We start from the raw sequence: 15,195 nt of genomic DNA, 5'->3' as shown, positions 1-15,195 counted from the left end.
GGCAGTCACATCGCGTCAGGAGCCCGCATGGAAGCCTTCCACAACGTCAATCTCGCCTCGCTGCTGGACACGCTGGTCAGCCTGGCCGCCGCCTTCGTCTTCGGCGGCGCGATCGGCTTCGAGCGGCAGTACCGGCAGCGCACCGCGGGGCTGCGGACCAATGTGCTGGTCGCGGTCGGTGCCGCGGTGTTTGTCGATGTCGCCAACCGGCTGCACGGGCACGATGGCGCGGTGCATGTGATGGCCTATGTCGTGTCCGGCGTCGGCTTTCTCGGCGCGGGGGTGATCATGCGGGAGGAGGGCAATGTGCGCGGGCTCAATACCGCGGCGACGCTGTGGGGCTCGGCCGGCGTCGGTGCGGCGGCCGGCGCCGATCTGATTCTCGAGGCGATGCTGGCGACGGTGTTCGTACTGGCGGCCAACACGCTGCTGCGTCCCATCGTCGATGCGATCAACCGCAAGCCGCTCGACGTCGAGTCGGTCGAGGTCACCGGCACGGTCCACGTGATCGCCGAGCGCGGCCAGCAGAAGGCGGTCATGGCGCAGCTGGAGGAGGCGCTGGAGCGCGGCGGTTATCCGGTGCACGATCTCGACATCCAGCCGTTCGGGCAGGACGAGGTCGAGATCGAGGCGACGCTGGTGGCGAGCTCCTTCGATGGCGATGCGCTGGACCGTCTGGTGCAGCGGCTGGCCGCGCTGCCGGCGGTGCGGCAGGCGTTCTGGAGCCCAAGTACGACCTGAACGTGAGGGTCATTTTCCGCCAAATTTCCGGGCCACGTTTTTGTAGGACTAGACCCACATTGCTTTCGGCGCACGCTTGATAAGGACCCGCCGGACCCCTGTGTATCGTTCAGTTACGGTTGGTATTGATTTGTCACGCCGTACCGAACAACTCAGAGGTAAGCAATCATGGCCCCGGCCCTTGTCGGCATGCCTGTCGAGCATGCCCGGGCATTTGCCCGGATTCTGTCCGTCACCCGCGCCGCATGGCACTTGAACGAGGACGCGGAAAGCAGCAAGACCACGAACACGGCGAACACCGCCAACAGCAGGAAGGCCGCAAAGGCCACCAACGCCGCGCAGTCCGACACGCCTTCGCGGCGCCGTCGCACCGCCCACCTTGCCGAACTGGCGGCACGCGCGTTCGAGGCACAGGTGATGGCGCTGCGTTGCCGCCAGGCCTTCGTCGGTTGACGACGAATCCGTTTGCGAATGCGGACGCGGTATTGACGCCAGTCCGCGGCGAGTTCCGCAGTACCTTGTAGTGCTTGTTCCGTTTTGCGCGCGACGTTTATGCGCGTTTGTGTGTCTCCTTGGTTCTTGGCCAGCCTGTCGGCTGGCTTTTTTTTGACCCGTTCGTTACGCGGGCCACGACACCACGGCACCACGGCACCACGGCATCACGGCATCACGGCATCACGGAATCACGGAATCACGGAATCACGGAATCACGGAATCACGGAATCACGGAATCACGGAATCGTCGCGACATCGTTCACAAACTCCGCGCTTACCGTTGCACGGCCGCCGTCGAGCAGATGACAGGCCGCGAGATGGGCCAGTCCCGCATCGCGGCCACCCACCGCACTCACCGCACCCACCGCACCCACCACACCCACCGCACCCACCGCACCCACCGCGCCCATCGCCCGCATCGCCGGCGCCTGCTGCGCGCATACCGGCATCGCATGCGGGCAGCGCGGATGGAAGCGGCAACCGGACGGCGGCGCCAGCGCCGAGCCGATCTCGCCGACGATCAGTCCTTCGGTCGGCTGATGATCCGGATCGGGACGCGGCGCGGAACCGAGCAGCGCCTGCGTGTACGGATGGCGCGGTGCGCCGAACACCGCCTCGCTGGGGCCGCTCTCGGCCATCGCGCCGAGATACATCACGCCGACCGCGCTGCTGAAGTGCTCGACCAGCGCGAGATCGTGCGCGATCACCACATAGGCCAGGCCAAAGCTGCGCTGGATATCGGCCAGCAGATTGACGATCTGCGCGCGGATCGACACGTCCAGCGCGGAGGTCGGTTCATCGAGCACGATCAGCCGCGGCTGCAGCGCCAGCGCGCGCGCCACCGCGATGCGCTGGCGCTGGCCGCCGCTGAACTCGTGGGGATAGAGCTCGAGCGCGCCGGGCGGCAGGCCGACGATCTCCAGCAGGTCGAGCAGCCGGCGCTGCAGCGCCGCGCGATCGCCGCCGAGGCCATGCGCCAGCAGCGGCTCGGCCAGCAGCATCCGCACCTTCAGGCGGGGATTGAGCGACGACGACGGATCCTGGAACACCGCCTGTACCTGCCGCCGATAGCCTTGTACCCCCCTTGCGGTCCAGCGTCAGCACGTCCTGGCCATCGAAGCGGATCGCACCGCCGCTGGGCTTTTCCAGCAGGAGCAGCAGCTTGGCGATGGTGGTCTTGCCGCAGCCCGACTCGCCGACGAGGGCGAAGGTCTGGCCGGCGTCGACGGCAAAGCTGACGCCATCGACGGCGCGCACGGCGCCGCCGCCGTGCACGGGGAAGTGTTTCTTCAGGTCCTGCACTTCGAGCAACATGGGCACTCCTGCGCTGGCTGCAATGTTCCGGGAGCAAGGTCCGGACATGCGGCGTTCTGCGTTCTGCGTTCTGCGTTTGGCCTTCGGACGTTCGGCGTTCGACCTTCGCCCCTACGTGCCGCTCGCCAGCCAGCACGCGACGCGATGGCCCGATTCGAGCTCGACCTCGGGCGGATACGCGTCGTCGCACAGCGGCTTGCGATGCGGACAGCGCGCGGCGAAGCGGCAGCCGGCCGGCGGATTGATCAAGCTCGGCGGGCTGCCCTGGATGGCGAACAGCCGCTCCTTCTTCTGGCCGAAATGCGGAATCGAGTTCAGCAGCGCCTGCGTGTACGGATGCGCGGGCCGCTTGTACAGCGTGCGCACATCGGCGGTCTCGACGATGCGGCCCGCGTACATCACCGCGACGCGGTGGCAGATGCTGGCGGCCACGCCGAGGTCGTGCGTGATCAGGATGATGCCGACGCCGGTCTGCGCCTGGATCTTGCGAAACAGCGCCATCATCTGCACCTGGATGGTCACGTCGAGCGCCGAGGTCGGCTCGTCCGCCACCAGCAGCCGCGGCGCACTGGCGATCGCCATGCCGGTGACCACGCGCTGCCGCATGCCGCCGCTGAACTGATGCGGATAGTCGTTCAGCCGCGCGTCGGGGGACGGGATGCGCACGCTGTCGAGCACCTCGACCACGCGCCGCCGCGCCGCCTCGCCGCGGGCGATGCCGTGATGGCGCAGCGGCGCGCCGACCTGGTCGCCGATGGTGAAGACCGGATTGAGCGAGGTCAGCGGGTCCTGGGAGATCATCGCGATCTTGCGGCCGCGATAGACCTCGCTCATGGTCTTCTCGGAGACCTGCAGCAGGTCCTGGCCGTCCAGCACGATGCTGCCGCCGATGCGCGCGCCGGTCTGGCGCGGCAGCAGCCGCAGGATCGACAGGATCGTCATCGACTTGCCCGAGCCCGACTCGCCGACCACGCCCAGCGTCTCGCCCTCGTGCACATGCAGGTCGACGCCGTCGACGGCGCGTACCACCCCGCGGCGCAGCGTCAGGTGCGTGGTCAGATTGCGCACGTCAAGCATCGGCGCGCCCCTTACGGCGTCCGTCGAAGCACGCGCGGTCGCGGTGTCGGCATGGCTCATAGCTGCCTCCTCTTGGGATCGAAGCGGTCGCGCAGCCAGTCGCCCAGCAGGTTCGAGGCAAGGCAGGTCGCCATGATGGCGAGCCCCGGCATCGTGATCGCCCACCAGGCGTTGGTGATGTAGTTGCGCGCGTCGGCCAGCATCAGGCCCCACGACACGTCGGGCTGCTGGATGCCGAGGCCGAGAAAGCTCAGCGAGGCCTCGAAGATGATCACCTGCCCGACCTGCAGCGTGGCCAGCACCAGCAGCGTGTTCAGCAGGTTCGGCAGCAGGTGGCGGCGGAAGATGGTCGGCGTGCCGCAGCCGGCCACGCGCGCCAGCGCGACGTAATCGCGCTGCTTCAGCGACATCACCTCGCCGCGCACGATGCGCGCATACCAGGTCCAGTAGGTGATCACGATCACCAGCACCACCGTCTCGAAGCCCGGGCCGAGCACCGCGGCCAGCACCAGCGCGAGCGCCAGCGAGGGAATCGACATCTGGATATCGACCAGCCGCATGATCAGCGCATCGAGCCGGCCGCCGAAGTAGCCGGCGAGCATGCCGGCCGCCGTGCCGATGCCGCCCGAGATCAGGATCGCGTACAGCGCGACCACCAGCGAGATGCGTGTGCCGGCCATGATGCGCGTCAGCAGGTCGCGGCCCATGTTGTCGGTGCCCAGCGGATAGGCCCAGTTGCCGCCGTCGAGCCAGGCCGGCGGCAGGAAGGCGATGCCGAGGTCCAGCGCATTGGGATCGTGCGGCAGCAGCAGTTCGCCGCCGAGCGCGCAGACGACCAGCACGGGGGAAGACCAGCAGCGCGAACCCGGGCAGTGAGCCCCAGGCGATCGCGCCGCGTCGGCGCAGGGGGCGCGCCGGCAATGGCGCTGTCGGCCGCCGAAGCCGTTTTCGCAGCAGTCAGATCAGCCATGGCGAATCCTCGGGTCGATCAGGCTGTAGCTCAGGTCGACCAGCAGGTTGGACAGCACGAACAGCACCGACGTCAGCATCACGCCGGCCTGCACCACCGGAAAATCGCGCGCGAACACGGCCTCGACCACGGTGCGGCCGACGCCGGGCCAGGCGAAGATGACCTCGACCACGAAGGCGCCGCCCAGCATCGCGGCGAAGTAGACGCCGAGTATCGTGACCAGCGGAATGGCCGCATTGCGCAGCGCGTACTTCCACACCAGCACGCGTTCGGGCAGGCCCATCGCGCGCCCCATGCGGATGTAGTCGCTGTCGAGCACATCGAGCATCGCCGAGCGCACGATGCGGGTTTGTGCGGCGACCGGGTACCAGCCCAGCGCGATCGCCGGCAGCACCAGGCTCGACCACGACTCGCGCCCGAAGGCCGGCAGCCAGTTCAGCTGCACCGCGAAGAACAGGATCAGCAGCAGGCCCACCCAGAAGTTCGGCATCGCCTGCCCGACCATCGCGAAGACCTTGGCGAAGCGATCGAACCAGCTGCCGCGATGAACCGCGGACAGCACGCCGAACGGCACCGCCATCGCGATCGAGAAGGCGAGTGCGGCCAGCGCCAGTTCGACGGTGGCCGGCAGCCGGTCGAGGATCAGGCCGAGCGCCGGCTCCTGCCAGCGGTAGGAGTTGCCGAAGTCGCCGGTCAGCGCATGGCCGAGGAACTTCAGGTATTGCGCGACCAGCGGCTGATCGAGGCCGAGATGCTGGCGCGTCTGCTCGATGACGTCGGGCGGCGCGTCCGCCGGCAGCAGCAGCGCCAGCGGATCGCCCGACAGGCGCGAGATCAGGAAGATGATGACGCTGGCGCCCAGGATGCTGACCAGGCCGTGCAGCAGCCGTTTCGCGATGGACATGCAAGCCTCCGTGAGATACCGGGGTGGGGACCGACGAACGGAACTGCCGTCATTCGCGCATCGGCCCGAATGACGGCTTGCGTCGACGCATCACTGCGCCTGCTTCAGGCTCACCTCCTGGAACGCGCGCCAGTAGTCGCGGATCGGCCATGGCACGTAATGCACCTTGTCCTCGCGCCAGGCGAAGGTCACCAGCGGCCGATAGGTCGGCAGGCCGCCGAGCACGCGCTCGTGCTTGAGCCGCGCGATCTGCTTGAGCAGCTCCGTACGCGCCGCCGGGTCCATGGTCTGGCGCTGCTTCTCGATCAGCGCGTCGACCTCGGCATCGTTGGTGTACGAGTACGTGCCCCAGCCGCCGGGCTGGTAGCTGTGCAGATGGCCGGACCAGGCCAGCCCCGGATCGCCGGGCAGGCCCTGCGACCACATCCAGCTGAGCACGCCGTCCATCTCCGGCGGACCGCTGCGGCCGCGCTTGCCCAGGCTGATCCACGCGCCGTACTCGAGATTGCGGACCTGGCAGCGGATGCCCACCGAGCTCAGATAGGCGTACATCGCCTCGCCCACTTCCTTGACGCCGGGCTCGCGGGGCGTGGTCAGGTTGTAGCAGGGCGTGTCGAAGCCGTTCGGATAGCCGGCCTGCTTCAGCAGTTCGCGCGCGCGCTTGGGATCGTAGGCGTACGGCTTGAGCGCCGGGTCGTAGCCGTTCGAGCCCTTGCCGACCTGCGCATAGCGCTCGCCCTGCCCGAACAGCACGCGCTTGATGATCGCGTCGACGTCGATCGCATGCGCCGCGGCCTGCCGCACGCGCACGTCGTTGAACGGCGACTTCGGCATCTGCGTGTTGAAGTTCAGGAACAGGTTGTTGCCGCTGACCAGCGTCGCGGTCTTGACCCCCGGCATCTTCCTGAACTCCTCGATCATCGACGGCGGCACGTTGTCGATCCAGTCGACCTTGCCGGTCTTGAACGCCGCCACGCGGGTCAGGTCCTCGGGAATGACCTTGATCGTCAGCGTCTTCACGCCGGGGCGCTTGTCCTTGTTCCAGTAGCCGTCGAAGGCCTCGAGCTTCAGTTCGTCCTTGACGGTGCGCGAGACGAACTTCCACGGGCCGGTGCCGACCGGCTTCCTGGCGAACTCCTCCTCGCCGACCTTCTGGATGTACTTCTTCGGCATCGCCCACAGCTGCAGATTGCCGACCAGGAACTGCGCGTCGGGCTCCTTGAAATGCAGCTTGAAGCGATGCGCGTCGACGATCTCGAAGCGCTCGACCGACGACACGTAGTGCGAGAAGAAGCTGCCCTTCGGATCGCGCTGCCGTTGCCAGGAAAACTCCATGTCCTCGGCCGTCAGCGGATCGCCGTTGTGGAACTTGACGCCCTTGCGCAGCCGCACGTCGAGCACCGGCTTGCCGTCCTTGCCGGTCTCGAGCTTCCAGCTCTCGGCCAGCCAGTTCTCGTCCTGCAGCGAGGCATTGCGGCGCACCAGCATCTCGAAGATCTGGCCGACGAAATAGTGGTCGACGCCCGCGGAGATGCGCACGGGGTCGAGCGTGGTGGACTCCGCGCCGAAGGCCACCGTCAGGCTGCCGGTCGCCGGGGCCGTCTGGGCCGCTTGGGCCGCCTGGGCGGTGCCCCACAGGGCCGTCATTGCGCCGAACGCCAGGGCGCCGATCGTGATCGTCAGCTTCGAGCGAGCCGATGCCGAGTGCTGTTGCATATTGCGCCTCCTGTTGCGCCGAGCGGGACGGCGCGTTTCTTGTGGAAGAACGGGACCGTGCGGTCGCGGGGTGCCATTTCGCTGCTATTGCGCTGCTATTCGGGTGCTACGTCGGTGCTGCCTTCCGTGCTGCTGTCCGTGCTATCTCGGTGCTGCTGTCCGTGCTGCTGTCCGTGCTGCTTCGGTGCTATTTCGGGAAGGTCGACTCCAGTTGCCGCACCACCTCAAGCAGGCGCGGGCGCACTTCGTTGAGCAGGAATTCGGGCGACAGGCTGTACGACGGACCGCCGACGTTCAGCGCCATCCGCCCCATGCCGTTGCCCGGGTCGAAGCCGCGGCCGATGCCGTTGACGTCCTTCTGCCAGTCGCCGAACGAGCAGGCCACGCCCAGCGTGCCGTGGTCCTGCAGTCCCTGCTCGATGCCCTTGCGGATGCGCGGCCATGCCACGTCGTCGAGCTCGCGTATCTGTTCGAGCAGCGCGTCGCGTTCGCCCTCGGATGCCACCGCCAGCCACGCCCGTCCGATCGCCGAGGTCGAGACCGGAATGCGCGAGCCGATATCGAGCGTCAGCGAGATCGCCGCCGAGCTGCGGCAGTGCTCGACATAGATCATCGACAGCCGGTCGCGCGCGCCCAGCGACACGGTGCCACCGGAGAAGTCGGCCAGTTCCTGCATCAGCGGCCGCGCCACCTTGCGGATGTCGAGCCGCGACAGCATCGCGCTGCCGAGCCCCAGGCAGGCGGTGCCGAGCGCGTACTTGTGGGTGCCTTCGTAGTGGGTCAGGTAGCCGAGCCGGGTCAGCGTCGCGGTCAGGCGCGACACGGTCGATTTCGGCAGGCGGCAGCGCTGCGCGATCTCCTGGTTGCCGAGCGCACGGTCGCTGGAGCGGAAGCACGCCAGCACTTCGAGTCCGCGCGCGAGCGCCGTGACGAAATGCCGGTCTTCCTTCGGTTCGGCCCGGTTGGTGATCGGGGACGAGGTCGAGGCGGAGGTCGAGGAGGAGGACGACGTCGAGGTCGGGGCCGAGGTCTCGCGCATGGGCAATGGACTCCTGTTGGACTGCTCGCCGGGACGCCCGCCGGGCCACAGCGTCGCGGCTTCCGGCGCGGCCGGCGCTGCCGGTATCGTGCTCATCCGACGCGGATGCCGGTCTGCTGGACCAGCGCCTGCCATACCTTCTGGTCGCGCTTGAGCAGCGCCGCGAACTCGTCGGCGCTGGTGCCGCGCGGCAGCATGCCGGCCTCGCTCAGCATCCGGGCGCCGTCGGGCGAGCGCACGATGCGCGCGATTTCCGTCGACAGCCGGTCGATCACGGGACGCGCGCAGCCATGCGGCGCCAGCATGCCGATCCAGCCGATCGCCTCGAAGCCCTGGTATCCCGATTCCGCGAAGGTCGGCACATCGGGCATCGACGGCACGCGAGTGGTGCCGAGCGTCGCCAGCACCTTGATGCGGCCCGCCTCGCCATAGGTGCGCGCCACCACGGTGGAAACGAAGCCGGCCGGCAGCTGCTTGGCCAGCAGATCGGCGATCGCCGGTGCATCGCCCTTGTAGGCGGCGTGCACGATCTCGACCTGCGCGCGCCGCTTGAACAGCTCGCCGTACAGATGCCCGGTCGAGCCGACGCCGAGGCTGCCGTAGGCCGAGCCCGGATGCGCCTTGGCCCAGGCCGCGTAGTCGCGCAGCGACTTGACCGGCAGATCGGCGTTGGCGACGAACACCTGCGCGGCATCGGCGACCAGCGACAGCGGATCGAAGTCCGTCATCGGGTCGTAGAGCGGCTTGGGCTGGATCAGCGGGCTCTGGATCAGCGCGGTATTGGTAAACAGCAGCGTGCGGCCGTCGGCGGGCGACTTGGCCACCTGCGCCGCGCCGATCATGCCGGCCGCGCCGGGGCGGTTCTCGACGATCACGGTCTGCTTCAGCGCCGCGCCGAGCCGGTCGGCGATGAAGCGTGTGATCGCATCGGTCGAGCCGCCGGGCGGGTAGGGCAGCACGATGCGGATCGGGCCGTCGATGGCGGCGCTGGCAGCGGTGGCGGGCGGCTGCGCGCCGGCCAGGTGGGGAAATGCCAGGCTGCCGGCGAGCGCGGCCGACGTCTGCAGCAGCTTGCGGCGGGACGGGTTCATGGTTTGTCTCCTGTTGTCGTCGGGCGCTCGTGCGGCGTCCTTTCGATCGATATGCGCACAAGGGCTGCGCGGTGTCGCGGCTGCGGCGGCGGCCTTATTGCGGTTCCTGCTCGGCATCCAACTGCTCGGCCTCCGACTGCGCGGTCTCCCACTGCGCCTGCGGCTCGGTGCGGCCTTACTGCGGTCCCTGCTCCGCCTCCAGCTGCGCCTGCAGCTCGACCTTGCGGACCTTGCCGGTCGCGGTCAGCGGCAGTTCGTCGACGATGCGAATCTCCGGCACCTTGTAGACCGCCATCTGCTCGCGGCACCAGGCGTGCAGCGTGTCGGCGCCCACCGTCGCGGCGTGTTCGGGCCGCAGCCGGATGAAGGCCACCGGCATCTGTCCCTTGTCGGGGTCGGGCCGGCCCACCACGGCCGAGCCCAGCACCGCGGGATGGCGCGACAGCAGCACCTCCAGTTCCGACGGGAACACGCTCATGCCGCGCACCTTCAGCATCTCCTTGCGGCGGCCGAGGAAATGCAGATAGCCGTCCTCGTCGTAGGCGCCGATATCGCCGGTGCGGAACCAGCCGTCGCGAAACACCTCGGCGTCGACGTCCGGCCGTCCCCAGTAGCCCTTGAACAGCGATGGCGTGCTGACGACGATCTCGCCTTCCGCGCCGATCGGCAGCAGCGCGCCGGTCTCGAAATCGCAGATCTTGATGCGCGTGCCGGGCACCGGCAGGCCGACGAACACGGGACGCCCGCGCAGGTCCATGTCGTCGTCCTGCATGCCCGTGGTGAAGGTGTCGCTGGTGTGCGTCTCGGTCATGCCCCAGGCGCCCTCGGCCAGCACGCTGCCGGTCAGCTCGAACCAGCGCCGGCGGATGTCCGGCGTGATCTTGCGGATGAACGAGGCCGCGCGCGTATGCCGCAGCGAGCGAAGGTCGTAGCGCGGCAGCTCGGGGTGGTTCATCAGCTCGACCGCGTTGTCGACCACGACGAAGGTGCGGTTGACGCGGTAGCGGTCGATCGCCGCCATCACGGCGACCGGATCCCAGCGCGCGAGCACGACCACGGTGGCGCCGCTGAAGATCGGATAGATCAGCCCCAGGTTCTCTCCGGCGATCCAGAACATCGGCAGGAAGTTGAGCATCACGTCGTCGGAGCCCTCGGCCATGCGGGCGGCGTCGACACCGCCGGTCAGCGCATACGAGGCCGCGGCCGTGTAGACCATGTCGCGCTGCGTGTGCATGCAGCCCTTGGGCATGCCGGTGGTGCCGCCGGTGTAGTTCAGCGCGGCCAGCGCGTCGAGATCGACGGGCGGCAGCGCGATCGGCGCGGTGGCGCGAATCGCGGACATCAGGTCGGTCGCGCCGTCGATGCGCCGCGGCGGCGCGTCGAGTCCCGCCGGCAGCGGCACGGTCGGCTGCGCCGGCAGCATCTCGCCCTGGCTGGTGGTGAAGACAGTGCGGATGCGGGTCTGGCCTTTCACCGCCATCAGCATGCCGGCCAGCTGGTCCAGCACGACGATCGCGGTGGCGCCCGAGTCGTTCAGCTCGTAGCGCAGCTCTTCTTCCTTGAACAGGGGATTGACGGGCACGTAGACGGCGCCAAGCTTCAGGATGCCGTAGAACACCACGTGGAACTGCGGGCAATTGCCGATCATCACCGCGACACGATCGCCTGCGCCGATGCCGTGCGAGGCCAGCAGCGCGGCGCAGCGCTCGCTGAGGTCGTCGAGCTCGGCATAGCTGATCTCGGTGCCGTAGTAGGTCAGCGCCGGATGCGCGGGGCGCCGGCGCGCCCACGCGCGCAGGTAGTCGCCGAGCGCGACCTCGCCGTGCGGATAGACCGGCGCGGTGGGCAGGCCCGCGGGCCAGATCCTGCGATGGCGTGCTTCCAGGTCTTCGAAGAACTGCGCCTCTTCGACGGAGGCGTCGGGCAATGCTGGTGGGTTCGACTGCTCGCGGTCCATCTGCTGTCTCCTGTTGCGTTCTTGTTCGGGTCGATGGAAGAGCTGCGGGGACGTCTCCTTACCAGGCGTCGACGTACTGCCGCAGCGGCCGGTTCGGATGCGAGGCGCCCGCATCGAGCCCGGTCACCAGCCACTGGCGCGTCGCGGCCGGATCGATCACCGCATCGAGCTCGAGCGCCGCGGCGGCGTTGATCGCATGGCCGCGTTCGTACATCTGCGCGACCAGCTTCTGGTACAGCGCGTCGCGCTCCGGCCCTTCGGGCAGCGCCTCGAGCTCCTTGCGAAAGCCCAGCCGCACCGCGCCCTCGAGGCCCATGCCGCCGAACTCGCCGGTCGGCCACGACAGCGTGAAGGTCGGCGCGCGAAAGCCCCCCGCTGCCATCGCCATCGCGCCCAGGCCATAGCCCTTGCGCAGCACCACCGCGAGGAAGGGCACGCGCAGCTTGGCGCCGATCACGAACATCCGCGAAACGTGCCGCACCTGCGCGCGCGCCTCGACCTCCGGGCCGACCATGAAGCCCGGCGTGTCGATCAGCGAGACGATCGGCAGCCCGTGCGCATTGCAGATCTGCATGAAGCGCGCGGCCTTGTCGGCGGCGTCGGCGTCGATGGCGCCGCCCAGGTGGCGCGGATTGTTGGCGAGGATGCCGACCGGGCGGCCTTCGATGCGGGCCAGCGCGGTATGGATGCCGGTGCCGAAGCCGCTGCGCAGCTCCAGCACGCTGCCGACGTCGGCGATGCCGGCGATCGCCGCGCGCGTGTCGTAGACGCGCAGCCGGTTCTCCGGCACCACGCGCCGCAGCGCCAGCGGATCGGGCGCCTGCCATTCGGCGACGGCACCCTGGAACATCGACAGATAGTGCTTGGCCGCGGCCACCGCGGCGGCCTCGTCGTCGACCAGCAGATCGACCACGCCATTGTGGTGCTGCACGGCGGCCGGGCCGATGTCCTCGGGACGGAACACGCCGAGCCCGCCGCCCTCGATCATCGCGGGTCCGGCCATGCCGATATTGGCGTTGCGCGTCGCGACGATCAGGTCGCAGCAGCCGAGCAGTGCCGCGTTGCCGGCGAAGCAGCGGCCCGAGGCGATGCCGACCACCGGCACCTCGCCGCTGAGCGCGGCGAAGGCGGCGAACGACGGCTGGAACAGGCCGGCCACGGTCGGGAAGTCGACGTCGCCGGGACGTCCGCCGCCGCCCTCGGCGAAGATCACGGTCGGCAGCCGATTCTGCAGCGCGACCTGCAGGATGCGGTCGGTCTTGGTGTGATTGCGCTTGCCCTGTGTGCCGGCCAGCACGGTGGCGTCGTAGGCCAGCACCGCGCAGCGCGAGCGCTCGGCCGGAAACAGCGCGCCATTGACGCCGCCGATGCCGGTGATCAGGCCGTCGGCCGGCGTATTGGCGATCAGGTCCGCCTCGCTGCGGCGGCTCGCCTGCGCGGCCACCGCGAGCGCGCCGTATTCGACGAAGCTGCCGGCATCGCACAGGTCGGCGACGTTCTCTCGCGCGGTGCGCTGGCCGCGCGCGCGGCGCCGGGCCACCGCGTCGGGGCGCGCCTCGTCGTACAGGAAGGCATGGCGGTCGATCACGCGCTGCAGGTCCGCGCGGATCGCGTTGGGGTCGGCCTGCTCGGCGTCGGCGCCGGCGTGCGCGCCGGCTTCGGCCGGCTCCAGCACCAGCAGCACTTGGCCCTCGGCCGCCTGCTCGCCGGCCTCGGCGCGCAGGTCGATCACGCGGCCCGGCTGCTCGGCGACGATCGCATGTTCCATCTTCATCGCATCGAGCACCGCGACGGTCTGGCCGGCCTGCACCAGCTGGTCCACCGCGACGCTGACCTCGACCAGGCGGCCGGCCATCGGCGCGCGCACGGCGTGCAGGCCCTCGCCAAGCTGCTCGTCGAAACTGCTGGCGCCGACCGGCGTGGCGGCGACGGAGGGAATGGCGCCACTGGCACCGCCGGCGCCGTCCTGCACCGCCTGCAGCGCGCGGCTCTGCGCCTCGAGCTGCGCGGCGCGGCTCAGCAGTTCGGGCAACACCGCCTCGACATGCCGGGTATGGATCTGCTGGCTGGCGAAGTCCTCGCGCTCGGCCAGCGCGCGCAGCAGGTCGAGATTGGTGGCGATGCCGCGGATGGTGAATTCGCCCAGTGCCCGCTGCAGTCTCCGCACCGCGTCGGCGAAGCGTGCGCTGCCGGAGGTGACGATCAGCTTGGCCAGCAGCGTGTCGTACTGCGGCGAGGGCACGTAGCCGGTATAGCCGTGCGTGTCGACGCGAACGTCCGGGCCGGTCGGCGGATCGAAGCGTTCCAGCCGGCCCTGCGCCGGGCGGCCGAACCCTGCGCATCGATCGATTCGGCGTTGATGCGCGCCTGGATCGCAAAGCCGCGTGCCGCGGGCGGCCGTTGCGGATCGAGGCCGAGGTCGCGCAAGGATCGGCCTTGCGCCAGGCCCAGTTGCAGCGCCACCAGATCGACGCCGGTGACCTGCTCGGTGATGGTGTGCTCGACCTGCAGGCGCGGGTTGGCTTCGATGAAGACGAAGGGCTGGCGTTCGCCGTCGCGGGCCGCCGCGCCGCCGGGCTCGGCTTCCTCCACCAGGAATTCGAAGGTGCCGAGGCTGCGGTAGCCGCTGCGGCGTGCCAGCGTACGGGCCGCCTCGACGATGCGTTCGCGCAGCGCCGGGTCCAGCGCCGGGCTGGGCGCGATCTCGACCAGCTTCTGGAAGCGCCGCTGCAGCGTGCAGTCGCGCTCGCCAAGGGCGATCACGTCGGTGCCATCGCCGGCGATCTGCACTTCGATATGGCGGGCCCGCACGACCAGCCGCTCGGCATAGACCGCATCGATGCCGAAGGCCGAACGCGCCTCGGAACGGCAGCGCGCATAGGCCTCGGCCAAGGCGTCGCGCTCGCGCACCACGCGCATGCCGCGACCGCCGCCGCCGCCGACCGCCTTCAGCACGATGCCGGCGCCGTGCTGTTCGTCGAAGAAGGCCGTCACCGCTTCGAGAGTCGCGCCGCCCTCGGTGGCGGGCATCACCGGCACGCCGCATTCGCGCGCCAGCGCCAGCGCGCGGCCCTTGTCGCCGAACAACGCGAGCTGGTCGACCGTCGGGCCGACGAAGACCAGGTCGGCCTCGGCGCAGGCCTGCGCAAAGTCGGCGCGTTCGCTGAGGAAGCCGTAGCCGGGGTGGACCGCGTCGCAGCCGGTGCGGCGTGCGGCGCCAAGGATGGCGGGGATGTCGAGGTAGGCGGCGGGGCCTTCGCCGTCGAGCGCGACCGCCTCGTCGGCCAGCAGGCGGTGGCGGCTATTGGCGTCGTCGCGCGCGTAGACGGCGACGGTGGCGATGCCCAGATCGCGGGCCGCGCGTTGCACGCGCAGCGCGATCTCGCCGCGATTGGCGATCAACAGCTTCTTCACAAGTGTCCCCTCTCGATGTCGCCGCCGCACGGGCGGGCGCATTGTTTTTTGTGGCATGTGATTCTGCAAGGCAAAATCTACATGTCGGGGGGACGCGCGCGACAAGGGCGTAAACGCGGGACATCGCGAAGACGTTGGCGATAATCGGCCACTGTGAAATTCCGCTGTGCAGAATTGCGGCTCGAAATCGAGCGCCGCCACGGCCGATGCCGCATGCACGACGGACCGGATTGCCCCTACAGGTACCGCGCCCGACTGCCGTTAACCGGCGGAGACCCCGCCATGCGCGCGCCGCGATGCCGGGGGAGAAAGCCTGCCACCGCGCCATCGAACCAACCGGACCCCGAGGGGAACCGCCATGACTTCCGCCCTGCCACGCCGCTGCCGCGCCGCGTTCGCCGTTTCGTCCGCCCCCGTTTCGTCCGCCCCCCGTTTCGTCGTCCCCCGTTTCGTCGTCCCCCGTTTCGTCCGCCCGTG

General features: G+C 69.3%; 9 protein-coding genes and 2 pseudogenes. 2 read left to right on the top strand and 9 right to left on the bottom strand.

From position 1 onward, the window contains the following. Positions 1–27: 27 nt before the first annotated feature. Positions 28–741, top strand: coding sequence for an MgtC/SapB family protein (locus OJJOAM_RS08820; RefSeq protein WP_422647728.1), 714 nt, complete (start codon positions 28–30; stop codon positions 739–741). Positions 742–909: 168 nt separating this feature from the next. Further along, positions 910–1,194, top strand: coding sequence for a hypothetical protein (locus OJJOAM_RS08815; RefSeq protein ID WP_150083230.1), 285 nt, complete (start codon positions 910–912; stop codon positions 1,192–1,194). A 278-nt stretch (positions 1,195–1,472) separates the two neighbouring features. On the opposite strand, the pseudogene OJJOAM_RS08810 reads toward OJJOAM_RS08815, so the two are convergent. From OJJOAM_RS08810 to OJJOAM_RS08770, 9 genes and pseudogenes are all read right to left on the bottom strand, one after another. After that, positions 1,473–2,550: pseudogene (locus OJJOAM_RS08810) on the bottom strand (ABC transporter ATP-binding protein). A 111-nt stretch (positions 2,551–2,661) separates the two neighbouring features. Beyond that, positions 2,662–3,687 (bottom strand): ABC transporter ATP-binding protein, encoded by a 1,026-nt coding sequence (locus OJJOAM_RS08805; protein WP_422647727.1) that lies wholly within the window; start codon positions 3,685–3,687, stop codon positions 2,662–2,664. Continuing rightward, entirely contained in the window at positions 3,684–4,469 is a 786-nt protein-coding gene (locus OJJOAM_RS08800) for an ABC transporter permease (protein WP_422647726.1), read from the bottom strand. Before OJJOAM_RS08800 ends, OJJOAM_RS08805 begins: the two co-directional genes overlap by 4 nt. Positions 4,470–4,589: 120 nt before the next feature. Next, the gene (locus OJJOAM_RS08795) at positions 4,590–5,501 is read right to left on the bottom strand and encodes an ABC transporter permease (protein ID WP_226107918.1); all 912 of its coding nucleotides are present in this window, start codon (positions 5,499–5,501) and stop codon (positions 4,590–4,592) included. Positions 5,502–5,591: 90 nt separating this feature from the next. Continuing rightward, positions 5,592–7,217 carry an ABC transporter substrate-binding protein gene (locus OJJOAM_RS08790; protein WP_422647725.1) on the bottom strand — a complete coding sequence of 542 codons (1,626 nt, stop codon included), beginning with the start codon at positions 7,215–7,217 and terminating at the stop codon, positions 5,592–5,594. Positions 7,218–7,404: 187 nt separating this feature from the next. Next, positions 7,405–8,262 (bottom strand): IclR family transcriptional regulator, encoded by an 858-nt coding sequence (locus OJJOAM_RS08785; RefSeq protein WP_422649543.1) that lies wholly within the window; start codon positions 8,260–8,262, stop codon positions 7,405–7,407. A gap of 86 nt (positions 8,263–8,348) precedes the next feature. Next, the gene (locus OJJOAM_RS08780; RefSeq protein ID WP_422647724.1) at positions 8,349–9,347 is read right to left on the bottom strand and encodes a Bug family tripartite tricarboxylate transporter substrate binding protein; all 999 of its coding nucleotides are present in this window, start codon (positions 9,345–9,347) and stop codon (positions 8,349–8,351) included. 175 nt (positions 9,348–9,522) lie between these two features. Next, the gene (locus tag OJJOAM_RS08775) at positions 9,523–11,304 is read right to left on the bottom strand and encodes an AMP-binding protein (protein ID WP_422647723.1); all 1,782 of its coding nucleotides are present in this window, start codon (positions 11,302–11,304) and stop codon (positions 9,523–9,525) included. Positions 11,305–11,362: 58 nt separating this feature from the next. Beyond that, a pseudogene (locus OJJOAM_RS08770) lies at positions 11,363–14,718 on the bottom strand (carboxyl transferase domain-containing protein). Positions 14,719–15,195: the final 477 nt, after the last annotated feature.

Source organism: Cupriavidus sp. H18C1 (assembly GCF_049311595.1).
Classification (GTDB): Bacteria; Pseudomonadota; Gammaproteobacteria; order Burkholderiales; family Burkholderiaceae; genus Cupriavidus; species Cupriavidus cauae.
This window is presented reverse-complemented; position numbering and strand designations above follow the sequence as displayed.